Annotated in this window: 18 protein-coding genes and 1 pseudogene; 7 read left to right on the plus strand and 12 right to left on the minus strand. The window is 51.8% G+C overall.

Annotation, left to right across the window (positions count from 1 at the left end; translation table 11 throughout):
* Positions 1 to 63: 63 nt before the first annotated feature.
* Entirely contained in the window at positions 64 to 2388 is a 2325-nt protein-coding gene (locus tag GCE01_RS14395; protein WP_244591246.1) for a TonB-dependent receptor family protein, read from the plus strand.
* A gap of 308 nt (positions 2389 to 2696) precedes the next feature.
* Here GCE01_RS14395 and GCE01_RS14400 read toward each other — a convergent pair whose 3' ends face one another.
* Both GCE01_RS14400 and GCE01_RS14405 read right to left on the minus strand, forming a co-directional pair.
* Positions 2697 to 3539: a MetQ/NlpA family ABC transporter substrate-binding protein gene (locus tag GCE01_RS14400; RefSeq protein ID WP_244591247.1), complete on the minus strand. Its 843-nt coding sequence runs from the start codon at positions 3537 to 3539 to the stop codon at positions 2697 to 2699.
* Entirely contained in the window at positions 3532 to 4575 is a 1044-nt protein-coding gene (locus tag GCE01_RS14405) for an isopenicillin N synthase family dioxygenase (protein WP_099213419.1), read from the minus strand. Before GCE01_RS14405 ends, GCE01_RS14400 begins: the two co-directional genes overlap by 8 nt.
* Before the next feature lie 192 nt (positions 4576 to 4767).
* Between GCE01_RS14405 and GCE01_RS14410 the strand changes: the two genes are divergently transcribed.
* The 4 genes and pseudogenes from GCE01_RS14410 to GCE01_RS17195 form a co-directional block, all read left to right on the plus strand.
* Positions 4768 to 7224, plus strand: coding sequence for a TonB-dependent receptor plug domain-containing protein (locus GCE01_RS14410; RefSeq protein ID WP_099213401.1), 2457 nt, complete (start codon positions 4768 to 4770; stop codon positions 7222 to 7224).
* Positions 7225 to 7268: 44 nt separating this feature from the next.
* The gene (locus tag GCE01_RS14415; protein ID WP_099213402.1) at positions 7269 to 8291 is read left to right on the plus strand and encodes a methionine ABC transporter ATP-binding protein; all 1023 of its coding nucleotides are present in this window, start codon (positions 7269 to 7271) and stop codon (positions 8289 to 8291) included.
* Positions 8272 to 8931, plus strand: a complete 660-nt coding sequence (locus GCE01_RS14420) for a methionine ABC transporter permease (RefSeq protein WP_099213403.1) — start codon at positions 8272 to 8274, stop codon at positions 8929 to 8931. Before GCE01_RS14415 ends, GCE01_RS14420 begins: the two co-directional genes overlap by 20 nt.
* Positions 8932 to 9002: 71 nt before the next feature.
* A pseudogene (locus GCE01_RS17195) lies at positions 9003 to 9314 on the plus strand (IS5/IS1182 family transposase); the annotation flags it as partial.
* A 56-nt stretch (positions 9315 to 9370) separates the two neighbouring features.
* Here the strand turns inward: GCE01_RS17195 and GCE01_RS14425 are convergent.
* The 9 genes from GCE01_RS14425 to GCE01_RS14465 are packed head-to-tail and all read right to left on the minus strand — an operon-like array spanning position 9371 to position 20527.
* On the minus strand, positions 9371 to 10846 hold the full coding sequence (locus GCE01_RS14425) for a carboxylesterase/lipase family protein (protein ID WP_099213404.1): 1476 nt from the start codon (positions 10844 to 10846) through the stop codon (positions 9371 to 9373).
* 19 nt (positions 10847 to 10865) lie between these two features.
* Entirely contained in the window at positions 10866 to 11663 is a 798-nt protein-coding gene (locus GCE01_RS14430; RefSeq protein WP_244591248.1) for an ABC transporter permease, read from the minus strand.
* Positions 11660 to 12511, minus strand: coding sequence for an ABC transporter permease (locus tag GCE01_RS14435; protein ID WP_099213406.1), 852 nt, complete (start codon positions 12509 to 12511; stop codon positions 11660 to 11662). Before GCE01_RS14435 ends, GCE01_RS14430 begins: the two co-directional genes overlap by 4 nt.
* Positions 12508 to 13614: an ABC transporter ATP-binding protein gene (locus tag GCE01_RS14440; protein ID WP_099213407.1), complete on the minus strand. Its 1107-nt coding sequence runs from the start codon at positions 13612 to 13614 to the stop codon at positions 12508 to 12510. Before GCE01_RS14440 ends, GCE01_RS14435 begins: the two co-directional genes overlap by 4 nt.
* Entirely contained in the window at positions 13607 to 14668 is a 1062-nt protein-coding gene (locus tag GCE01_RS14445; protein ID WP_244591249.1) for an extracellular solute-binding protein, read from the minus strand. The genes GCE01_RS14440 and GCE01_RS14445 overlap by 8 nt, the downstream gene beginning before the upstream one ends.
* 8 nt (positions 14669 to 14676) lie before the next feature.
* Positions 14677 to 15681: a membrane dipeptidase gene (locus GCE01_RS14450; RefSeq protein WP_086633680.1), complete on the minus strand. Its 1005-nt coding sequence runs from the start codon at positions 15679 to 15681 to the stop codon at positions 14677 to 14679.
* On the minus strand, positions 15678 to 17165 hold the full coding sequence (locus GCE01_RS14455; protein ID WP_099213409.1) for an NAD(P)-binding domain-containing protein: 1488 nt from the start codon (positions 17163 to 17165) through the stop codon (positions 15678 to 15680). The genes GCE01_RS14450 and GCE01_RS14455 overlap by 4 nt, the downstream gene beginning before the upstream one ends.
* On the minus strand, positions 17149 to 18135 hold the full coding sequence (locus tag GCE01_RS14460) for a LysR family transcriptional regulator (RefSeq protein WP_099213410.1): 987 nt from the start codon (positions 18133 to 18135) through the stop codon (positions 17149 to 17151). Before GCE01_RS14460 ends, GCE01_RS14455 begins: the two co-directional genes overlap by 17 nt.
* A gap of 4 nt (positions 18136 to 18139) precedes the next feature.
* Positions 18140 to 20527, minus strand: coding sequence for a TonB-dependent receptor (locus GCE01_RS14465; RefSeq protein WP_099213411.1), 2388 nt, complete (start codon positions 20525 to 20527; stop codon positions 18140 to 18142).
* Positions 20528 to 20730: 203 nt separating this feature from the next.
* On the opposite strand from GCE01_RS14465, the gene GCE01_RS14470 reads away from it, so the two are divergent.
* Entirely contained in the window at positions 20731 to 21351 is a 621-nt protein-coding gene (locus GCE01_RS14470; protein WP_099213412.1) for a 2-hydroxychromene-2-carboxylate isomerase, read from the plus strand.
* A gap of 230 nt (positions 21352 to 21581) precedes the next feature.
* On the opposite strand, the gene GCE01_RS14475 is transcribed toward GCE01_RS14470, so the two are convergent.
* A complete protein-coding gene (locus GCE01_RS14475; protein ID WP_099213413.1) occupies positions 21582 to 22328 on the minus strand; it encodes a glucose 1-dehydrogenase in 747 nt (248 codons plus the stop codon).
* Positions 22329 to 22473: 145 nt separating this feature from the next.
* Between GCE01_RS14475 and GCE01_RS14480 the strand changes: the two genes are divergently transcribed.
* Positions 22474 to 23097, plus strand: a complete 624-nt coding sequence (locus tag GCE01_RS14480; protein ID WP_244591250.1) for a TetR/AcrR family transcriptional regulator — start codon at positions 22474 to 22476, stop codon at positions 23095 to 23097.
* Positions 23098 to 23160: the final 63 nt, after the last annotated feature.

Raw genomic sequence — 23160 nt, forward strand, 5'->3', positions numbered from 1 at the left:
ACCGATGTAGATTGCATCGAATGTAAAAATAATAAAAACACCCACCTAAAGACAGGATAAAACATGCCTTATCAAGATAAAAATAATTCTCTGTTCATTAAGAAATTACTGACGAAGTCACTAACGACTCTCCTTTGGAGTTCAGTATCCTTGGAGAGTATAGACACTGCCCTTGCGCAGTCCATGAGTATGTCAGGTCATCATCACCATCATGTAACGAACTCCCTCCCTACTAAGACGGCAGTGCAAAAGTCTCTGAAACCAGCCTCCTCAGGCAAGGCGCGTGAGGGGGCGGGGACGACAAAAACCGTACCTGCTGAGGATGACGACATGGGCGGCATGTATATGGGAGGAGCAAATGCAAAGGATGTCGAAAACCTGAACGTTACAGCTAGCCGACTGTCTCCGATCCGACGGGCAGGAGCCCGTCTGCTCTCAGTTCCAGGCGGTACCAATATCATTGACTCTGCGATGGTTCTCAAGCAGCGTAATGCAACGTCGGCCGATTTATTGAGTTACCAGCCGGGAGTGTATGCACAGGCTCCAGCTGGCTCGGACGATCTCCGCTTATCCATTCGTGGATCAGGGCTTCAGGTTGGTGCAAACGCGACTCGTGCCGGTGTTATCGTGCTGTTTGACGATTTGCCTGCAACCACGCCTATTGGCTCATTCAATGAACTCATGGAGCCTTTAGGCATTCAGTATACGGAGGTGCTGCGTGGGGGTAACGGGCTTGAGAGTGGCTCACTTCAGCTGGGGGGGCTCATCAACTTTCATAGTTTTACCGGCTATGACGCAAAAACCTATCAGGCACGTGTTGAGGCGGGCAGCTTCGGATACTTGAAAGAGCAGCTTTCTTCAGGGAAAGTAATTGGTAAGTCTGATTATTATATTAGCGTTACGAATTCATATCGTTCAGGTTACCAGGATCAGACGAAAGCCACCTCGTTCGGGATCAATTTTAACTATGGTTATCGCTTTAATGACTCGGTCGACACACGTTTCTTCTTCCGTTACCGTCAGACGTATGAAGGCAATCCCTATTACCTGACGCGTGCACAGGTCAGAGACAATCCAAAACAGGCACAATATCCTTATAATACATGGGGAACCTATACGATCGAACCAGGAACAAAGTATTTTGGTAACCGGACAACCATCCGGATCGACGATGCTTCTCGGCTCGTAATTGGAGCTACCTACATTGATGCACCAATGGATCACCAGCTTGGCAATACAGCATCGATTTATAACAATTTTTACCTTAGCGGAAGTATAAGATATACAAGGAATGATAGAGTATTTGGTCATAAATCGGATACAACCGCCGGTATTTACGCGACAGGCGACCTACCTGGTAGCGATTTTATGAATCTTGTTCGTCGCCAAGCTGCCTATCCGAATGTGCCGGTGGGCACACTCCTCACCAAGCAGAAACTTGGTGGTAGTAGCACTGTGTTCCATGTTAGCAACAATACTGAAGTATTTAGAAACTTTTGGCTTACAGCAGGAGGGGGCTTGAGTTACGATCCCCGTTCCGGGTCGGTAGTCTACCCCGTTCGTAACCACTTCAGCACGGCTCCACTGAATTTCGCGCCCCGCGGCGGATTTCGTTATCAATTCACGCCTGATATACGTATTTACGGCAATGTCAGTCGAAGCGTTCAGTCCGCCCAAGACTGGCAGTTTCTATCGGGTAAGCAATACACATCAGGTCTAGCCAAAGGTCAGACTGAGGGATGGCAGAAACTGGAGCCACAGACTGCAACGACTTTCGAAATTGGCTCGGAAGGGACGTATAAGAGCCAGCGGTGGAGCGTCTCTTACTATCATTCTGCCGTCCATAACGAGCTCCTTTCAGCAGTGACAGCAGATTCACAGCTTTATAACAGCGCGGTCTTTACAAACGCTTCTCGCACCACACATCAAGGCGTCGAAGCAGGGATCAACGGTACGCTGTTTAAGTGGAATGGGAATGCCATCACTTACATGCAAGCCTATACTTGGTCTGATTTTCATTACAACCATGATTCTGTTTTCGGTCACAATCGCCTACCCGGAGTTCCAGAACATTATTATCAGGGCGAACTGCACGCAGACTTTAAGAACGGATTTTATACTACATTTGATGTTGAGGCCGCGTCTTCAATCGTCGCATCTTATGATAACGGGGCAAGGACTGCGCCATATCATATTTATAGCTATACAGTGGGCTATCTGTGGCCAAAGAAAAGCCGCCGCGTTTATCTCCAGTTTCATAACCTTGCTAACAAGCATTACGCAATGGGGGTCGTCCCCGTTTACACATCTACGAATGGAGATGCAGCAGCTGAATTGGTTGGAGATGGGTTTGGTGTATTCGCTGGTATCGATGTTGGACTGAATTAAATCTTAAGAGATAAGAAGAATATTGTTAGTATTTTTGCATCATAATCATTAGATGCCGCGGACACTGGTTGGTGAGGCTGCCTGGCGCTGTATGCCCTGCCTGATTGGCAGGGCATCCTCAGATGTATTTGGAGATCGTTAAGCGGCTGTACTCATTCTTTAAAAGAGGGGGAAATAATTTATATCGTAAGCTCAGTAATCCAGCGCTCATCTCATCGTGAATGCTCGATTTTGACGGCATAGTTGGATTGGAAGCGGGAGACAAAAATCAAGGGTGGATTAATCGTCGATTTTAAATTGTCTGGTCACTATGTCCATGATGGTATGATTGCTCCATGATAGGCCTCGAGTAGCTTTGCGCGGACGTTCGGTTTCTGGAAAGCCCGCACGAGGGGCAGAACCCACGTGGCATGGGCATCTGGCTGGTTGACGGCGATGAAATTGATATATGGATTGTTCTCCATACTTTCTCGCGCAAGCCGTTCCGATGTAAGGTTAATGCCTGCTTTGTAGGCCCATTCTGTAATTACGACGCCTGCATCCAGATCAGCCAGGGAGCGTGCCAGGACCGGATCGTCCAACTCCTTGATTGTCAGGTTTTTCGGGTTTTCAGAGACATCAAGCACTGTTGGCATATTTCCTGCGTCAGACGAAACTTTAAGTAATCCCAGAGACTGAAGCAGTTTCAATGCGCGCCCCTCGTTTGTTGGGTCAGCGGGAACTCCAATAGTTGCGCCGTCAGGAAGTGCGGAAAGCGTCTTCCATCTTTTTGAATAAAAGCCAATTGGTGCAAAATAAGTATTTCCAACCGGGACAATATGGGATCCGAGGGCCGCATTTTGGGCTTCTAAGTATGGGCCATGCTGAAACGCGTTGGCGTCAAGGTCTCCCGCCGCCAGAGCTGCATTGATTGGATTGCCCTCGGAAAAGGTAACAATTTCAATCGTCAGGCCGTCAGCACGGGCATTGTCCTGAACGATGTGCCAGATATCTTCGTCTTCTCCCGAAAGTATCCCAATCCGAACAGGCTTTGATTCTGCTCTTGCTGATGACACAACTATAGGCGTGGCAGCTAAAATCATCAGAAGCTTCCGACGATCGAGAAGAGTATTGCTCCCTTGGGCGCGAGCATTCGTGAAACGTTTATGCATGGTGCAAATCTTTCGATGGAGCGGCAGTGAAAAGATCGTTGTAATGGCGCGCAGCGACATCGGGATGAGAACGCAGGCGACCTTTGAGGGTGTTTTGTCCGATTTGGGAAAACAAAGGATTTTCGGGGTCCTGAGTGATACCGCTGCTGGTGCCTGCGAGAGGGTCTGGTAAGGAGAAAGTCGGCATCGTGGCATCAAGTTGTGCACCAAGAAAGAACGCAGCAGAGAGCCTATTCCGTCCGGCAGCGGGGCTGATTACGCGATGAACTGCGGCTTTGAAGTATCCACCAGATGCGACTTCCAGCAGTTCTCCGATGTTGACGATAAATGTTTCCGGCTGGGGAGGTGCCTGAAGCCATTCACCGTTTGTCAGTTCTACTTCCAATCCGCCTTCATTGTCTTGAAGGATCAGAGACAGGAGATCACTGTCTTTATGGGCGCCAACGCCCTGCTTCTTTCCATCATCATGGCGACCAGGGTAATGGATCAGTTTTAATAGCTGATAAGGCGTGTTGCTGACGGCAGGATGAAAAGCGCTCGCCTGTTGCCCCAGAGAGAGGGCAAGAGCTTCAAGAAGGCGTCTTAGAACACTCAGAACCTGATCCTGCCACGACAGAACTGTTTCTTTAAAACGTGGAAGTGTTTCGGGCCACTGATTGGGGCCTTGAAGACGGAAATAAGCAGGCTTACCCGTCAAATCCTGAATGACAGGTCTCTCTGGGCCAATGTCCAGCTGTTCCCGCCAATCCGCTTTACCTCGTGTGAGTTCCCGACCGGCATGATTATAACCCCTAAAATGAGGAGAGTTGATCATGGCAACCTGCTCTTTTTGAGGAAGAGACAGAGAAAAGAAATTCTTTGCCTGCATCATGAGCTCAGCATTCAGATCTGCTGAAATTCCATGACCTTTTAAATAGAAAAATCCGTACGCGTGTGCGGCCTTTCGAAGGGAGTTGAGAAAGACATCATCTGGCGCTTTCTGATCTTTCCAAAGTGACAGGTCGATGGTTGGCAGGGAAAGTTTCTTCTGCGTCATGCGTTTGATCACTTTCAACTACGACTTTCCATAAAAGCAAAGTCGGTTTGCGGCGGCCCGGAGGAACGGGCCAATGACATATATAGCCATCATAAATCGCATTATATATTAAATCCACATGCAATATGTTGTTTGACTCCTAAAACACTATGACATAATCGAATATTGAAATTCACCTTTGGAAAAACTATTATGCGTAGTGGTTATATCGTGGCACCACTTTTGGTCAGCCTTTCGTTTTCGACGGCGGTTGCAGCTGAAAGCGAGCCCCGTCAGGATGGTCCGGAAACGCAAAAATCAATTGAGAAGCAGAATTTTATTAAAAAACCGGTTTCTACTTCCCGGACGAACACTGTTCAATCAGAGGAGCCGGAGCAGGTCATTGTTACAGGAACGCGCGATCCCTTTCAAACTGCGGCAAGAAGTGTGAGCCCCATTACGATTATTGGAGGTAATCAGCTTCGTGCGACTGGAATGACTGACATCCGGGAAGCGCTTGTCCAACTCTCACCATCTATTAGCCGAGAAGTGAATGGTTCAGATCAAGGATCAGTCATAGATGCGCTAAGTTTGCGAGGACTGAACGCTGACCAGACCCTAGTTCTTGTGAATGGTAAAAGACGACATACCACAGCAGCAATTGCAGTCGATGCTTCGTCTCAACAGGGTACAACCCCTGTTGATCTGGATATGCTACCCATCTCCGCTATCGACCATATTGAAATCCTGCAGGACGGCGCCGCCGCTCAATATGGATCGGACGCCATCGCTGGTGTCATAAACGTCATTCTGAAGTCCAATAATCACGGTATTCATATGCAGGCTACAAACGGTGGATACGCTGCGGGAGATGGTTTTACCACAGGAGAAAATCTCAATGCAGGTTTCAAACTGGGTCAACGCGGGTATCTGAATATCAGTGCAGAATTCAAGCATCAGGATCGGACCCAGAGAACCGGCATTGATCCCCGAACCGGCAAAAATAATGATCTGGCAACCGGTCAGCCTCAGGTGACAAGGGAGTCAATCGAAGCGAATTTTGGTTATGATCTGACAGACAGTATCGAGCTTTATGGTTTTGGAACATTTACACACCGGGACGCTGAGCGTTGGGCCTTTCTCCGTGCTCCGAGCACAACCGCAGCGGACGGGCTTTCCGGCATGTATCCGAATGGCTTTGAACCTGTTGAGACCATGCCCGAAAATGACTACGGCTTTACGCTCGGCTTTCGGGGAAAAAAACTTTATGGCTTTGACTGGGATTTGAGCTCCACTATTGGCGGAGACCATGACACCCTTGCTGATTACAATTCCGCCAATGCCGATGCCTACAAGGAAACAGGGTCTTCTCCCTCTCGTTTTTATCTTGGCAATTACTCCAATCAGCAATGGACGAATAATCTCGACATTCGACGGGGCGTCGACATCCCTTTTCTCTACAGCCCGTTGAACATCGCATTTGGCGGTGAGTATCGTCGCGATACATATTCAATCGGGGCGGGTGAACCTTTATCGTATTATCTGAGCGGAGCGCAGGGGTATCAGGGCGAAACGCCAGAAGACGCTGTTGACGCATCCAGACATGTCGCCGCAGCCTACGTCGATTTTTCAACGCAGATTGTTAAACGTTGGAGAGTAGATCTGGCAGGTCGCTTTGAACATTATAATGATGTTGGCAACGCCCGAACGGGTAAGATCTCCACACGCTATGACATTAATCGCTATATCGGCTTCCGGGGGACTGCAAGTACCGGATTTCGCGCGCCTACTCTTGCGGAACAGAATTTCGCAGCGTTTATCTCCAGTCCCAATTATGCAACGGGTCAAATTGCAGCCAATTCAGCTGCTGCGCGTGCTTTAGGGTCTCCTGGGCTCAGACCGGAAAAGTCCACAAATTTTAGCATCGGAATGATTTTGAATCCACTCCCTCGGCTTCATATCAATGTTGACGGTTATACGATCTCCATCAAGCATCGCATTGTTGACGGAGGATATGCCTCTGGAGCGCGTGCGGTGGAAGCCTACTCAGCCGCAGGGGTAGATACCTCCGGCTTTGCTGGAGACGAATCTGCCGTTAGCACGAATTATTTCACAAATGGCGCCAATACCCGGACAACGGGTCTTGATATTACTGCACGATATTTTTCAGATTTCGGGCAATACGGAAAAGTAGACTGGGACGCAGCAGTCAATTTCAATCATACGAACGTAAAAGATATTGCACGAACAGGGGAGGGGACACCTGTTTTGAATGCTCAGCAGATCAGTTTGATGTCAACGGAAAATCCGGCCAATAAGCTGATTTTTGGTGGGATCTGGCGTCGCGGAAAGTGGAATGTGGCCGTTCATGAAATCCGCTATGGTCATACGACATCCAATTTGACATTTGTCTCCGGCAGTAATGCTTTCTCGACGACAGATTTCTATCATCAGATTAATCGTCCGCGTTTCGTCACCAATCTGGAAGTTGGCTATCAGGTCCTCCCGCAGCTTCATCTGGCGCTGGGTGGCAACAACGTCGGAAATGCTCATCCAAGCCGGGTGCCTTCTTTCACAGCAGATTATAATAACAATCTTTACGATACTCTCAGTCAGCAACTGTCCGAAGAAGGGGGCTTCTACTATCTGCGGGCTGATCTGACGCTTTGAACATGGAATATTTAGAAAATCTGTAGGCCTGAAAGAGTCATGAGATGCTAAAAGTTGAAAACCTTTCCAAGGCGTTTGACGGGCGTATTGCACTGGAAAAAGTCAGTTTCTCCGTTCAGGTAGGCGAAATTGTTGGAATTATAGGGCGCTCCGGAGCGGGAAAAACGACACTTTTGCGCTGTTTGAATGGTGCAGAAACGCCTGATACAGGTCACGTTTTTATTGAAGGAAAGGATCTAAGCAGATTTAAAGAGCGTGATCTTCTAGCCCTTCGGCAGCGTATTGGTCTTGTCTTTCAGAGCTTCAACCTTCTGCAGTCCCGAACGGTCACAGGCAACATCTCTCTTGCACTCGAGATTTTAGGGATCCCTAAAAAAGAACGCCGTTATCGAATAGAGAAGCTGATACAACTGGTCGGACTTGAAGGGCAGGAGACAAAATATCCTACACAGCTTTCCGGAGGGCAAAAGCAGAGAGTAGGAATAGCGAGAGCTCTAGCAGGAAATCCGGCTATTCTTTTGTGTGATGAAGCAACATCTGCGCTAGACCCAGAGGCGACCACCTCCATTCTCGCTCTTCTTGAAGAAATAAATAAAGAGTTAGGCGTCACGATAGTTCTGATTACCCATGAAATGGATGTTATACGAAACCTTGCTCACCGAGTGCTTGTGCTCGATCAGGGATGCATTGTTGAAGATATTTCAACCGAGGCGCTTGCCAAAGGGCAGGCCCATCATGCGTTAACGAGATCCTTCATCAATGATGATCAGGTAAATCTCGCTGACTGCCTGCGCTCATTCGTGACCGAGAAGGCGTTTTCGGTCGCTATGCCGGTTTTGCGTTTAGGCAGTATGCGGAATGAGTTATCGTCAACACTACTGACAGATCTCTATCGGACTTTCGGTATTACGGCTTCTATCCTACAGGCTGATATTCGTGGAAAGTCTTCAGGAGGTCATGACACCCTTGTTCTGACTTTATCGCATAATCATGAGCATGCTATTCAATGGCTTTCGCAAAATGTCGAAGATCTGGAGGTTATCGGGTATGTGTCTTCAGATCTTTGAACTGTTTTGCAAAGCAACTCTGGCAACCCTTGAAATGGTTTTCGCATCTGCCGTGATCGCTGTTTTTTTTGGTTTGCCTCTCGCTATTCTTTTAACCATCACAAGGCCCGGTGGGCTATGGCCTATACGGTCTATCGGCAGGGTCTTGGGATTTGTTGTCGATCTGACAAGAGCAGTCCCGTTCATTATTCTGCTTGTGATCCTTATTCCTTTTACGCGCTTCGTGGTGGGGACCGCGCTTGGTACCGCTGCTGCAATCGTGCCTCTTTCCATCACAGCGATCCCTTATTTTGCGCGCATTGCAGAAGTGTCGTTAAGAGAGGTGAGTCCAGAATTAATCGATGCCGTTCGCGCAATGGGTGCAACACGAGCAAAAATCGTGCGCTCTGTGCTCATTCCCGAAGCGTTGCCTGGTCTGGTTTCTGGTTTGACCGTGACAATGGTTAGCCTGATCAGTGCGTCCGCCATGGCAGGTGTTGTTGGTGCAGGGGGGCTGGGAGATCTGGCAATCAGATACGGATATCAAAGATTTAATACTGCCATGATGTTATGGGTCGTGAGTATTCTTGTCGCATTGACAATTATCGTTCAGTTTGTCGGAAATACAGTTTCCGCACGTTTGAAAGCATATAATCGTTAGTCTCAGGGCATATAACCACAAGATGACGGATGGTGATCGGAAGATGGCTGGCGGACGAGCAGATAATTTGACGCATCAAAGATGGCATGAATACGACGCTTTACGCAGTTAATGAGGAAAACAGACGTCCGCTTCCGTTTTGAACAGTCTTTTCCTGCCCAATGGCTGCTGAGAGATCGTGAGTATGCCGCGGACTGGCTTAGCGACGCGCCTTGTAAGAAAAAGGGGTCAAACCCTGGAAATCTCGCGGGGAACCGAGCAAATACGACAAGCGGAAATATAAACACTGCAACCGCATCGAGATTATGTTCGGAAGGCTCAAGGACTGGTGGCAGGTCGCAACCTGCTACGACAGATGCCCGACCGTCATCTTCTGGCTATGAGCCCTATATTTAATGCAAACATTCACTCAACAGATAGCATCTCAGATGGAAATCTATCATGTCCAAAGGCAAACCCTTGGGTAAAATAGGTCCGTGCAAATCGCCGCACCGTCCTTTGTAATGGACAAGGTGGCCTTATTATTGGTTGAAAATGCCTCCCATCTTATTTCTGACCGTTCTTCTACCGAAACAAAGTCTCTCCAGATATTGTGTATGATACGCGAAATCTTTGGATCAACATCTTGATATCTCGTTGGTAAGTTCGCTCTGTTATAGCCTTCCCGCCACCATACGTTTGCCAGTTCGGCACCATGTGGGGCACCCGTTTCATTGGGGCCAATGCCTCCGAAAAGATATTTATGAACGAGCTGAAATTTGCTCAGTGCAAGGGCATAGCGGGTCGTCGGGTTTTGAAAGACAAGATCCCCTGCGACCGCACGCCATATTCCCAGAGGGTCATGGTGGGGTAGGGCATCCCGATAGCGGTTCACGATATCGGTCCCACTCAGGCCGAGAGGCTGTACTCTTGGGTCCAGTAAGCGCGCAGTATCTGCAAATGTGAGATGAGAGTGCACGCTGGAATGGGACAGATATTCCGCCGATGTCGTGCCGATCATAACTGGAACCTGCGTTACCAGTCCTTGGACAGCGGCTGTTTCTGGATCAAGGGGTAAGGACGCAGCGTCAATGACTGGTTGGAAGGGAATTCCTACAATTGTCACTCGTCCGTCTCGAGTGAAGTCATGCTGTTCGTAGGATTCATTGCAGATCTCTTGCTGAGCAGCGAGAAGCTGATGAATGGGTATCTCTTCGAGGATTTGAAGTGATGGCTGGCCGAGACGTTTGAGAAAGCGTTGTGCCGTCAGGCGTGCGTCTTTGTGTGGGAGTACCGCTGGGGTAGCTCCGGACTGGATCATGGTCCGGGAAAACAATCCTTTTGCCGCAGGCATGGCCATAAGAGTGGAAACGGCAAATCCACCCGCAGATCGTCCGGCCAGAGTGACGCGTTCGGGGTCTCCTCCAAAGAGGGCGATGTGCTTCTGAACCCACTCCAAAGCTTTGATGATATCAAGTAGCCCGCGATTTTCGGGCGCGCCATCCAGGCTTAAAAATCCCAGTGCTCCCAATCTGTAATTGAGCGTTACTTCAACAATTCCGCTTGCTGCGAAGGCGCCTGTCTGGAGGAGTGGTTCGTTTCCGGAACCGACGGCGTATCCGCCTCCGTGCAGCCAGACAAGAACGGGAGCTTTCCCCTCGCGGGCGGGGCTACGGATATTGAGGGTTAGAAAATCCTCTCCGGCATCCAGCGTGGATGTGGCTCCTTTTCCGACAGGTCCATAGGTTGGGGTCTGTGGGCAGACGGCACCAAGGCGGTGAGCGGATCTCACACCGGTCCAGGGCGTAACGTCCTGAGGTGCTGCGAACCGGTTTCCGCGAACGATGGGGGCGGCATAGGGAACGCTTAGGAATGTCAGAATTCCGTTTTCTGTGAAGCCTTCTATCGCGCCACTTTCGATCATGATCCGCGTCATGAGAGGTTCCTTTACTGCTTTACCCGCCGACGGCCCGACGAAGATTGATCAGACGTTCAATGATGATGATGGGTACCAAGCTAAGAAGCACCACGAGAACTGAAAGCGATGCGACCTGCGGGTCCGTCCGGAACTGGATGTACTGATAGATGGCGAGCGGCAGCGTAACGGCTCTATGGCCTGCAATGAACAGAGCGATAACGGCTTCGTCGAAGGAAAACAGGAAAGCGATCAAAAATCCGGTGATGAGGTGTGGCCTGAGCGCAGGCAGAATGACACAGCAGAAACTCTGCCAGGGCGAAGCGCCGTGAATGCGAGCAGCTTCCTCCAGTGTCCGGTCCAGCTGTGCAATCCCGGAAGACACAATGCGCGTCGTATAGGGTAGCGTGATGCTGATATGGGCCAGAATCAATCCTGTTAGGGTGTCCAGGAGGCCAAGCGGTTGCAGGGTCATCATAAGCCCCACTGCCAGCACAATATGGGGCATCAGCATTGGAGAAAGAAAGAACCATTGCAGGCTTTGCCGTCCCGGGAAATGGCCTCTCACCAGAGCAAAAGCAGCGCTCGTCCCCACAATCAGGGAGAGGACCGCAGAGCATCCTCCGATTAACAGACTGGTTTTTCCAGCCTGAAGAAAAAGAGGGTTATGCAACACCCTGGCATATGAAATCAGGGAAAAGCTTGCGGGTGGAAAGCTGAGATAGGGACGTGTATCGAACGACACGATCAGCACGATAATCAATGGTGCGAGCAGGAACAGGTAAATCAGGCCAATCAGAAGATGCCATGCCATCCTGACGGTTCGGTCGTGTTTCATGATTGGCTCTCCACGCGTTGAAGAATTCTCTGATAGAGCGCCACGAATATTCCGAAAAAGGCCAGGAGGGTAATGGATAGGGCACCGGCGAATGGCCAGTCCAGAGATATGGTTGTCTGGTTGAAAATCTCTGTTGCAAGGACAAAGACGCGCCCTCCACCCATCAATTGAGGTGTCACGAGTGAACTGATTGCGAGAACGAAGACAAGCAGCGAGGCTGTCATCAGTCCTGGCACGGAGAGAGGCAGCAAGACGTGCCAGAAGACCTGAAGGCGACGTGCCCCGAGAAGGGAGGCCGCCTGTTCCAGCTCGGCATCCAGACGGCTCAGGTGGCTGAGGATGGAAATAATGCCATAGGGCAGCAGAATCTCCACCAGCGCGACCACCGTGGCAAAGGGACCGTTATCCAATCGTGTGGGCTGCGCCAGAATGCCAGCCCACACAAGGGTGGTGTTAATGAGGCCATGTCGTCCCAGGATGACCATCCAGCCGTAGGTTCGGATGACTGTAGATGTCAGGAGGGGAGCAATGGCCAGCGCTGTCAGGGTGCCTCGCCAGCCGCTTTGCGACCGGGCAAGAAAAAGCGCGACGGGAAAAGCCAGTGGTACGGTAATGACAACACAGAGCAGCCCAATGAAAATCGTGCGTCCAATGACCCACCAGTAAAAGCTGTCCTCGAACAGCCGGACATAAGCGTGGAGGGAAAGTGTATGTCCGGTCGTAGGCTGGAGAGACGTCCTGGCCAGCCAGAGGAGCGGGAAGACGAATGTCACGACAAGGGCCGCAACACCCGGAAGGATGAGCAGGGCCTGCAGCCAGGACGGCTGTTTTCGGACAGACACCCTCATGAACTCGGATGGCCTGAAGTGAGGGCATCGGAGAGAGGCTCTTGAAGGACTGACATGTCGCTGGCCTGCCAGTGCAGGTCAACAATGTCTCCCGTCTGGGCTGGCTGGCCCTGATCTTCCTGCTGTTCAACGGTGAGTGTTACATACCCGACACGGACCAGATAAGTTCGGCGCTCACCCGTATAAACAACGTTTTCGACCACACCCTGGCAGCATGTTTCGAGACTGTTGCCCAATCTGATGCGATGGGGGCGGATCAAGAGGGTTCTGCGGTCTTTCCAGCCTTCGGAAAAGCCAATGAAAAGTGTGCCGATGCCTTCCGCATGGATACGTTTGCTATCGACCCACACAGCCTCGATGAAGTTGCTCCGTCCCACGAAGGAAGCCACGAACCGGTTTGTGGGACGAGTATACAGATCTGCCGGGGTGCCAAACTGCTGGAGGCGTCCTTCCGACATGACGGCGACCTGATCCGCAATGGACAGAGCTTCGTCTTGGTCATGGGTCACAAAGATGGCTGTGATCCCAAGGCGTTGCTGAAGAGCACGAATTTCCGTGCGCACCGTATCGCGCAACCGGATATCAAGATTGGCCAGCGGCTCATCCAGCATGAGAATGTCAGGTTCGATGGCAAGCGCCCGCGCGAGTGCCACTCGCTGCCGTTGTCCGCCGGAGAGTTCGGTGATGCGTCTGTTCTCCAGCCCAGTCAGGTGCATGAGAGAGACCAGTTCCGCCACACGCCGCCGGCTTTCTTCCCCTTTGATCCCCCGGACATCCAGGCCAAAGCTGATATTGCGGGCGACGGAAAGGTGAGGAAACAGGGCATAGGATTGAAACACCATTCCCATGTTTCGTGCGTGAAGAGGGGTTTCCGTCATCTGACGCCCCGCAACGTGCAACTGTCCTGAATCAACCGGGGTCAGGCCTGCAATCATGCGGAGCAGGGTTGTTTTTCCGCATCCGGAAGGGCCCAGCAAGGTCAACATCTGCCCGCGTTTCAGCGTAAAGCTGACGTCATCGACGGAACGCCTTTCTGCACCCGGGAATTGTCTCGTGAAGCCGCTGACGGAGAGATAGGCTGGTGTTGAGTTTGTTTCAGCCACTGATGACCTCACGTTGAATACGGCGGATCCAGCTATTGTAGTGCTGGCTAACGAAGCCCCAGTCGAGATGCATTTCACGGCGTGCTGTCTCTGGTCGCCCGAAAATTGCTTCGGATGTCTCGGCTGACAGCACAACCTGACGGTTTACAGGCCCATAAAACGCGACATTCGCAAAGGCTGTCTGCACGTCCGGGGAAAGGGCATGTTCAATGAAGGCCTGCGCCAGTCTGGCGCGTTGTGGAGGGGCCGTCAGGTTGAGCGTATTGATCTGTGCGACGCTGCCTTCAGACGGAACGACAGCACGCAGCGTATTCGGATTGTCCCGCGCGAGCATCTGACCGCGGCCGTTCCATCCAACCCCCAAGGCAATCGTCTGGGCCAGCGTCAGGGTGTAAATGTCGGGCTGTGCGTTCCAGGTTGCGACATAGGGGGCAAACTGTCGCATGAGGGTCAGTCCCGGCTCGATGTTTTGCCTGTAGTCCCCTCCGGCCATGCGCGTCAGAAGGGGAAGGAGTACAACGCCACGCGTATCCTCGACAGGCATGGAGATCTGGTCCGTCAAATCGGGACGTCCAAGTTCACGCCAGCTTTCCGGAGGGCGCGTCAGAACACGGCTGTCATAAATGAGCGACAGATTATCCCGTGAGAATGCGACGCCATTCATGGCATCGAAGCGTCCCCAGTCTGGAATATCGCGCAGGCTCAGAATCTCTTCTTCCCGTAAAATGGAAGTCAGTCCTTCCTGTTTGGCAAGAATAGCGACCGACACATCCGCAATGGCGACATCAATCTGCGGTGCTTCCCGTTCCAGCCGTAGCGCTGCAAGAAGCTGTGCAGAATTGATGATGGGGCGGTATGTCACGCGGACGCCCGGCATGGCGCGTTCGAAACTGTTGATCACGATGGCCTGAAACGCTTTCTGGAATGGTCCGTGAAAGCCGGCTACCGACAATTCCAGATCGCCATCCGCCGCCCGTGCATGTCGCCATGCGGGCAGTGTTGCCAGACCGCCAAGAACCTTGCGGCGCGTCGTTAAGGGGGGAGCGGTTGGCATGAGCCGCGTCAGACCTCTGGTGTCCATGTGTCGCGATACAGGCGCAGCCAGTTCTGTCCGAGAATTTTCTCGATTAGCCCTGTGGACCACCCACGGCGCATCATGGCGGCTGTCAGGTTGGGTGTTTCTGGGATGCTGGCAAAGCCCGCTGGCTTGCGGATCGTGGTACGGCCAAATTCTGTCAGCTGACGTCCATATCCCTTGTCCCGGTTCGCCCAAAGCAGCCACGGGCCAGGGCGGGGATGTCCTGTACTGAAATCGGTACCCATCGCAATGTGGTCTTCACCCACGATGTTCAGGACATGCGTCATGGCATCCAGATAATCATCGATTGTCGCATCATTCCCCGCACGCAATCCGGGAGAGAACAGGCTGACACCCACGATGCCGCCTTTTTCAGCACAGGCCCGGAACAGATGATCTGGCTTGTTGCGTTTCACATCGCGAAGCGCGCGTGGCAGCACATGTGAAATACAGACCGGGCGTCGGGAATGCTCAATCACGTCGGCTGACGTCAGGTCGCCTACGTGACTTAGATCGCACAGCACGCCATGGCGGTTCATTTCATGAAGAACCTCGCGTCCGAAGCCTGTCAGGCCACTGTCACGTTCTTCAAGATAGCCAGCCCCTGAATAGTTCTGGGTGTTGTAGGTCAACTGCATGGTATTGACGCCCAGCAACTTGAAAAGCCGTACATAATCCAGACGGTCTTCCAATGGGGACGTGTTCTGCCAGCCGATACTGATCCCTGTGCGATTGGTGCGTTTGGCGGTCTCGATATCCGCGACGGAGCGGATTGGGATGATCAGATCTGCATTTTCAGCAAAGTGCCGCTCCCAGGTTCGGACATACGCCATGCCCTCACTGAAGTTCTCCCACAGCAGGGACGCAGCATTGACAACGGTCAGGCCGCCGGCACGCATCTGTTCAAAGATTTCGCGGCTCCAGGCACAGGTCTGAAGGCCATCAATCACGATGCTGCGTTGGTGCAGCTGAAAGGAATCCTCGGTCATGCGTTACTCTTCACCTTTGTGGATGTGCCGTTGACAATCTGTTCGGGGTGCCATTCATCCCCAAGGAGTTCTGGTCGGTCGAACTCACGGAAAATATTCAGCCAGTCCTGGCTGTTTTCGCGCAGGAAAGATGCTGCGACACCATGGACCAGCCTTTGAACAGCCTCATCCATCGCGGGTGCGCCACTCGTGAGCTTGCCATGGCTCAGCACAGAGGCAAAGCACAGACAATAAATCCGGGATAACGGCTCTTTGTCACTGTCTTCGCGTGCAACGAACGAAAAATCCGGTGCCAGATACGGAGATTGGCCGAGAGATTTACTCTCTTCTCCGGCTGGAGGCGTATAATGATCGTCCCAGAGGCTGATCTTGGACGCAAATGAGGAAAGTTCTGGTCGAGATGTAACGTCACAGGAAAAACCGGTCGCAAAAATCAGAAAATCCAGCTCCGTTTCACCATGAGGCGTTGTGACGGTTAACGCAGATGCTGTTTCTTCGACCGAGAGCAGGGGGGCACTCACATGCAGTCTTGCATTCTTGTGCCTGAAAACCCGGCGCGTACTGTCGCGTGGGGGAGGAACAGGGGCGTCAAGCCCAAGGCGCATCATCTCCCATTTTACCGCGTCCGGCAGGCCAACATATCCCATGACCAGCCCATCGCTGCTGATCCCGGTGAACTTATCCACACTTGGGAGAGCTTCGCGGCGGACGAAGAGGTCAACGCCAGCAGCGCCAGCCTCCAGAGCGCTCGCAGCGTTGTCCATTGCCGATGCGCCTGCTCCTACGACCCCAACACGCTTTCCAACAAGCGCTGTGAAGTCGATCATATCGGCGGAATGGGCGCAGAACCGGGAGGAGAGTCCACTGGCAACAGAAGGAAGGGATGGGGCGCCCAGTCCGTCTATTCCCGTTGCCAGTATAACGCGTCGAGCTAAAACCGGGGTGGTTGCTCCTCGTACTGTAACCCTGATGAGGCCATCGTCCTGCGGGGCAATATCTGTAACGTCCATTCCGTTACGAACAGGCAGGTCCAGAACGCGTCGATACCAGACGAGGTAATCCATCCATTGTGCACGTGGAATTTTGTTTAGGCGTTCCCACGCTGCATTACCGAACTGCGCTTCAAACCAGGCGCGAAACGTCAGGCTGGGAATGCCCAAAGCCGGGCCGCAGGCAGATTTCGCTGTACGGAGTGTAACCATGCGACCGTAGGTGACCCAGGGGCCTTCTGTGCCTTCAGGAGCGCGATCAAGGCAGATGACTGAACTGATGCCCCGAAGCCGCAGAGCCGCAGTCGCCGCGAGCCCGATCATGCCTGCGCCGACCACCACCACGTCATAGGTTGGTTCAGGCGCATCATGGAGTGGAAGAACCCATGGTTTTGCCGGGAGGTTCAGATAATCCAGATCGCGGTGAATACGGGCTTCAAGGTCCTGAAGATCGAGCGCTGGCGCTGGTGTGGTGGCCTCAATTCCTTTTGGCATCTGGTGCTCCTGGCTCGGTCTGAAAAAGGCGTGTGTGAAGTTTTTCGAGCGCTTCGGGTGGGTGCCGGATAAAATCTGGCAAAAGGGCACGCGCTGTAATTTCGATCTGTTCGATGAAGCGAAGAATGCCGCTATCAGCTGCCGAAAACGCCGGTGTCAACACACTCCACGCCCAGGGAATATGTTCCACAATAGGCCGCACGACCGTACCGCCAATGGGAATGCCGTAGGCTGTTACAGGCTCTACAATGGCTACTCCCAGTTCTTCACGGGCACTCATGACAGCATTGAGGGATGTATTGGTTTCTATCCTGGTGAACGAGCTGTTCCCGGATGCCTGAAGAGCTGCGTCGATCGTGCGTCGCAGCCGGAAGGGATTGCCCACGGTCAGAACCTGCTGGGTATGCAGTTGACGAAGAGAAAGGCTGTCGGATTGGGCAAGAGGGTGATCCTCATGCAGAACGGCAACACAGGATGCTTCTCCAATCCAGTGAATGTGCAGATTGGTATCGTCGATGGGCAGGGTCGCCAGACCAACATCAACACTCCCATCCGTCACGGAGCGGACGACCTCATCGGCTGGCATGCCTTTGAAGGACATGGAAATATCTGAACTGCATTGCATCAGACCGGAGATCGCTCGGGGAACAAGGCCGCCAGAGAGTGCAGATGTGGCGCCGCATGTAATCCGGCGATGGTTTCCACCTGCAGCGATCTGTCTGGCTTTCTCCTCAATATTCTTCAGTCCGATGAAGGAGCGCTTGACCTCATCATAAAGGAGGCGTGCTTCCTGCGTAGCATGCAGCCGCGTCCCGTTCCGCTCGAAAAGGGTAAAGCAGAGTGCTTTTTCCAGTTCCATAATGAGACGGCTGACAGCAGACTGCGTGCGCCCGAGATGACGTGCTGCGCCTGTCATGCTGCCGATCGAAAAGACAGCATGAAAGGCTTCGATCTGACGTCCTGTAATCATGGTTTCAAAATCCGAGGGTGATCGATGTTACCGCCGCAAATCCTCCCCCGAGATAATAGCTGGGTGCAGTGCCTGCGACGGACGTTCCATATATACCTTTTGTGGTCTTGGCATTCGTCCGAACCGTATAGGCGCTGGACAGGTAGTTGCTGTCACCGAGGTTCACAAGATTCAACTGGATCGTCGGGCGGTGGATGAAGTGGTAAGTCTTCATGCGGTACCCTAACGTCATATTGGCAGTTTTGTAGGCAGGGATGCTCTCATCATTCATGAACGTTGAGTATTGTGAATCAACGTAATTGAAGAATACGTTGCCGAAAAACTGACCGTCATCATAAGATATGCCTGCAGATGCCGAAAATTTCGGTGTCAGGACTGCACTCTTCCCTTTGGTTGGGAGAAGATCGTTTCCAACAGCAAGATTGTTGTCGATCGTCGCATGGAGATACTGCCCCGAAACGTATGGGCTCAAATGATGCCAGGGACGAAGGGAAATCTCGACCTGCGCTCCGCGCGTCGTTTGGCCGCCTGCATTGATGAGGTTTGTCGTCAATGCGCCATCAACATAAACGGATGTCGAAATCTGCCGGTTTGTGAAATTGTAGTTGAAGAAGCCAATGGAGGCATTGATAAGACCAGTATGACGATATCCAATTTCTTCGGAAATGGAGTATTCATTCTTGAGGTCAGTTTTTCCAGCCGTCGATATCTTTCCGGTCGAGACACTGAAAGCGTCATAATACGGTACGTCTGACATCGGTGCGTGGAAATTTGTTACCGCGTCGATGAAAATCTGATTGTTTTTGTCAATCTTGTAGCTGGCCTCGAAACGCGGCAGCGGAACTGCGCTATTTGTTCCCCAACGATAGGTCGCACCTGGAATGTTGTTTGTTCCGGATCGTGCCAGAAGCACAGCTTTGAACCCAGCGGTCAGATCAAGCCGATGATTCAGTAGAGACAACCCGTCCTCAATGAAGAAGCCATTGACCTGCTGCATCATGTGGAAATTCTTGGTCGCCAGGATGGAGCCGTTTTGAGTGCGGATATTATTATTGATGATGTCACCTGCCGCACTGACAGGAGAGTAATCGTAGAGGGAGTTTTTGGTCAGATTGCTGTACCAGTAACCAACCTTGAGAGTATTTACGCCTGTCTTCAGCGTGAAATGACCTGAGAAGCCCGTATTGAAGCTGTTGGAGCCTGCAATTGCTGCGGCCACAGCTTTCCCGTTATAGAGCGTAGGGAAGCTGACGGTTCCCGCAGACTGGTTGCCAAGATACAGGCTTCCAGGTGTCAGGGTCGTCCCACTTGGGACCGACCCGCTCATCCACTGATAGTAGGGGGCGATATCAGCCGTCAGACCTTTTGCAACCGTAAAGTGGCTTGGAGCGCTGATCATCATTGAAGAGCGCTTATATTGATAGAGTCGGTAATAGGTTGTGCTGCCTGGGGTATATTCGCCAGAATAATTGTAGGATTTTCCGTACTGCTTCCATTGCGCAAGAGACAGATATCGTGTTGGGGATTCGTCAATCGTATTCCAGGTAAAGACTGCTGAGGCTCGATTGTCTGCGCCCCATTCTTTTACCGCTTTGGAATCGACATGGTAGCGACGGTTCGTTCCTGGCCCGCGCCAGTTATTGTTGCGGGTATACGAACCAGACATGAATGCCCGGACACCGGAATGGCCGATTTCTCCACTATCCAGACGCAAAAAATCCTTGTTCGTCGCATGCGTGCCGCCTGAAAGCGATAACAGTGCGCTGGCTTTGTGACTGGGGTCCAGCAACGTTTCGGTAATCTGGCCACCACCCGCATTATAGACCGGAGCGGCAATGTCGCTGCTTCCCTGCGCCAAATCGACACGACCAATATTTTCCGTATCTGCCCATTCGGACGTATCAGCGATCCCATAAATGGGATCGCCTGCGGGCATTCCCTCAAACACCAGACCGATTTCTGTCTGGTCCAGACCACGAACGGTAATGCTCGTATGGTCCGCGAGACCCAGGGGATCAGAATTAGCTACAACAGCCCCTGGGGACATCTGAAGCAAGTTAAGTGTGTTCGTGGTCGGGGACTGCTTCGCAATATAGTCTCGTGTAACCCCGCTCTGCATGCGTGGAACTGTCTGAACCGGCATGAGGCCTCCGCCCGGTGTCGTATTGGTCACACCTGCGGAGAGCGTCTCTGTTCTGACGTGAATTTCTTCCGCTTTGCTGATCGGTACAGGCGCGCGCGTTGCGGTCGCCTTCTTCGGCACGCGGGAAGGAATGGGCTGTCTATGCATGACGTCATGATCGGACGGTTGCTCATCTGCAGCCTGAGCAGTGCCCCCTAATGTCAGCAGAAGGAGGGTCAGAAGTGCTGGAAACTCACGAGATGCGGACATGGCGGAATCCGGACGAAAAGGTTGGAGGAAACAGGCCCATTCGCATTTTGGCTGAACTCATTAATCACTATATTAATAAGTTTATAACCATAAGCTACTCACTGAGTCGTATATTATGTTAGCGCATGACGCAACGAGATTAATGATCTAAACTCATTCTTATTCACGATCACTCTTTCATATTGTCAATGTAAGGAACAAAAATGACCAACGAGCAGCCATCGAACGTGGGGACGATCCAGGTTTTTTATGGAATCTCGTCGCCATGGGCTTATCTTGGGATGCCAAAGCTGCGTGAAATTGCTCGGTCGGAAGGCGTATCACTTGTGCTGCGACCAATTCGGATTATCCAGAGTAATGGCGGAATCCCTTTGCGGGAGCGCCCCACTGCCCGGCAGAATTATCATGTGGTTGAATTGACCCGCTGGCGGAAGTTTCTGGATATTCCGCTTAATCTGAAACCGAAATATTATCCCTGCAGAACTATAGAGTATGCGGCTTGTCTTGTTATTGCCGCGGGTCTCAAAGGCTATGACGATGTTGCTTTGTCGTGGGCGATTCAATCCGCATTATGGGTCCATGATCAGGATATCGCAGATACGAATACGCTTGAGGGTATTGTTGAAAACGTACTCCATTGCGACGCCAAAGAACTCTTAGTCTTTTCCCAAACGCCAGAGGTGTACGCTGTATGGGAAAAAAACCTGTCTGACGCAGAACAGCTTGGTATCTTTGGTACTCCTACTTACGTCGTTGGAAACGAACTGTTTTGGGGGCAAGACAGGCTGGACTTTGTGCAACAAAGAATTCATGGGGGACTATGACTATTATTTTCCTTCGTATCCGCCGTTACCTTCCCAACGCACTCTGGAAACTGTGTTTAAGCGGAGAGCTCATAAGCCACGGTAGCCCTATTCCTAGGACAAAAGCATTCTCTAGATAATATGGCTTAAGTCTTCTTGGTAGAGTATATTTCGCGGACAATATTGTTTGTAAATACAAACCAATAATCAAATATTAACCCGGCAGAGGTCTGCCGGGTTAACGTCAAACGTCAGCGCAGCCCACCGGAGGCAATGAGTGTTTCGCCTGTCAGCCAGCGCGCATCATCAGAGGCGAGGAATACGGCAAGTGGCGCGATGTCTTGAACCTGGCCACTACGTCCCAGTGGTGTCTGTGAAATAATGAGCTGTTCCATTTCGGAACCAACAACATTGGCCGTTTTGGTGCCCTCTGTTTCAATCAGGCCAGGATTGATAGCGTTGACCCGAATATTTCTCGGCCCCAGCTCACGCGCGAGCGAACCGGTAATGGCGTCAACGGCTCCCTTTGTTCCCGTATAGACCGCAGAATTTGGTGGCGTAATACGAGATACAACGGAGCTGATATTGATAACGCTACCGCCATCATCAAGGTGTTTGGCGGCGGCCTGGGTCGTCAGTAAAGTGCCAAGCACATTGACATTAAAGAGACGATGGAAATGGTCTTCGGTGATCTCGTCGATCGAAGCAAATTCGTAAACCCCGGAATTATTGACGAGAATATCCAAGCGCCCGAATTGACTGATCGCCGCATCCACGATGGCCTGCGCATCGGATTTACGAGAAACATCTCCCTGAACAGCGACGGCCTGACCGCCATTGCTGGCAATGGCTGAGACGACGGCGTCCGCTCCGGACTTGCTGGAGGCATAATTGACGACGACAGCGGCCCCCGCTTCGGCAAGTGCCTTGGCGATACCAGCCCCAATTCCTTTGGAGGCGCCTGTTACGATTGCAACTTTTCCGGAAAGTTTGCTCATGGATATGTGCCTGTCTGTATGGGCCAGAACGCACATGCGTACTTTATGCCCGGTTGGTCGAAAGCAAAGGATTTAAATGTGGAGTAACCCCTCCAACATACGGCATATAAGGTTTGGATCTCCGGTTTCAAGGATTTATGGAGCGATGACACCAAAAAAAGACCCAAGTGGGCGGCGAGGGCGGGGGCGCCCTCAATCCTTCGATCGCAAGGAAGCCTTGTGTGCTGCCATGCGCTTGTTTTGGGATCGCGGCTATGAGGGGACGAGCTTCGATGATCTGATTTCAGTCATGAAGATCAGTGCTTCCAGCTTTTACAATGCTTTCGGAAGCAAAGAGGCGCTGTATCACGAGGTGATTGACACCTACATGAGTGTCGCTGGAGGTTGGTTTCTCGATATCCTCGGTAAAGATGCCGATACGCGAACTGTCTTTCAGGATTTAACGACAGCAGCTGCCGTTGAATTTACACGCCCCGACCAGCCTGCAGGCTGCATGATCTCAGTCGCGGCAACGCAATGCTCCCCGAACCAGCACCGTTTGCGCGATCTTTTGGCTCGTCAGCGGACACAGGCAGAAGGCGCTATGGCTGCACGCCTGCAACAGGGATTGGAGGTAGGAGATTTGCCGACAGGTACCGATATTGAGGCTCTGGCAGCGTTCTACGGATCCCTCCTACGCGGCATGGCTGTCCAAGCTCGGGACGGAGCATCACAGGAGCGGCTGATGGAAATCGCGCGGTTTGGGATGAACGCCTGGCCAAAGGCATGACCAAGATTTTTAAGAGGCTTCATCAAACCGATTGATTATGAACTCCATGATGCAAAAGCATAC

The organism is Gluconobacter cerinus (assembly GCF_002723935.1).
Classification (GTDB): domain Bacteria; phylum Pseudomonadota; class Alphaproteobacteria; order Acetobacterales; family Acetobacteraceae; genus Gluconobacter; species Gluconobacter cerinus.

Coding starts and splice junctions, on each gene's coding strand:
- GCE01_RS14395 (WP_244591246.1), top strand. CDS start 64: ATGCCTTATCAAGATAAAAATAATTCTCTGTTCATTAAGAAATTACTG.
- GCE01_RS14400 (WP_244591247.1), bottom strand. CDS start 3,539: ATGCATAAACGTTTCACGAATGCTCGCGCCCAAGGGAGCAATACTCTT.
- GCE01_RS14405 (WP_099213419.1), bottom strand. CDS start 4,575: ATGACGCAGAAGAAACTTTCCCTGCCAACCATCGACCTGTCACTTTGG.
- GCE01_RS14410 (WP_099213401.1), top strand. CDS start 4,768: ATGCGTAGTGGTTATATCGTGGCACCACTTTTGGTCAGCCTTTCGTTT.
- GCE01_RS14415 (WP_099213402.1), top strand. CDS start 7,269: ATGCTAAAAGTTGAAAACCTTTCCAAGGCGTTTGACGGGCGTATTGCA.
- GCE01_RS14420 (WP_099213403.1), top strand. CDS start 8,272: ATGTGTCTTCAGATCTTTGAACTGTTTTGCAAAGCAACTCTGGCAACC.
- GCE01_RS14425 (WP_099213404.1), bottom strand. CDS start 10,846: ATGACGCGGATCATGATCGAAAGTGGCGCGATAGAAGGCTTCACAGAA.
- GCE01_RS14430 (WP_244591248.1), bottom strand. CDS start 11,663: ATGAAACACGACCGAACCGTCAGGATGGCATGGCATCTTCTGATTGGC.
- GCE01_RS14435 (WP_099213406.1), bottom strand. CDS start 12,511: ATGAGGGTGTCTGTCCGAAAACAGCCGTCCTGGCTGCAGGCCCTGCTC.
- GCE01_RS14445 (WP_244591249.1), bottom strand. CDS start 14,668: ATGCCAACCGCTCCCCCCTTAACGACGCGCCGCAAGGTTCTTGGCGGT.
- GCE01_RS14450 (WP_086633680.1), bottom strand. CDS start 15,681: ATGACCGAGGATTCCTTTCAGCTGCACCAACGCAGCATCGTGATTGAT.
- GCE01_RS14455 (WP_099213409.1), bottom strand. CDS start 17,165: ATGCCAAAAGGAATTGAGGCCACCACACCAGCGCCAGCGCTCGATCTT.
- GCE01_RS14460 (WP_099213410.1), bottom strand. CDS start 18,135: ATGATTACAGGACGTCAGATCGAAGCCTTTCATGCTGTCTTTTCGATC.
- GCE01_RS14465 (WP_099213411.1), bottom strand. CDS start 20,527: ATGTCCGCATCTCGTGAGTTTCCAGCACTTCTGACCCTCCTTCTGCTG.
- GCE01_RS14470 (WP_099213412.1), top strand. CDS start 20,731: ATGACCAACGAGCAGCCATCGAACGTGGGGACGATCCAGGTTTTTTAT.
- GCE01_RS14475 (WP_099213413.1), bottom strand. CDS start 22,328: ATGAGCAAACTTTCCGGAAAAGTTGCAATCGTAACAGGCGCCTCCAAA.
- GCE01_RS14480 (WP_244591250.1), top strand. CDS start 22,474: ATGACACCAAAAAAAGACCCAAGTGGGCGGCGAGGGCGGGGGCGCCCT.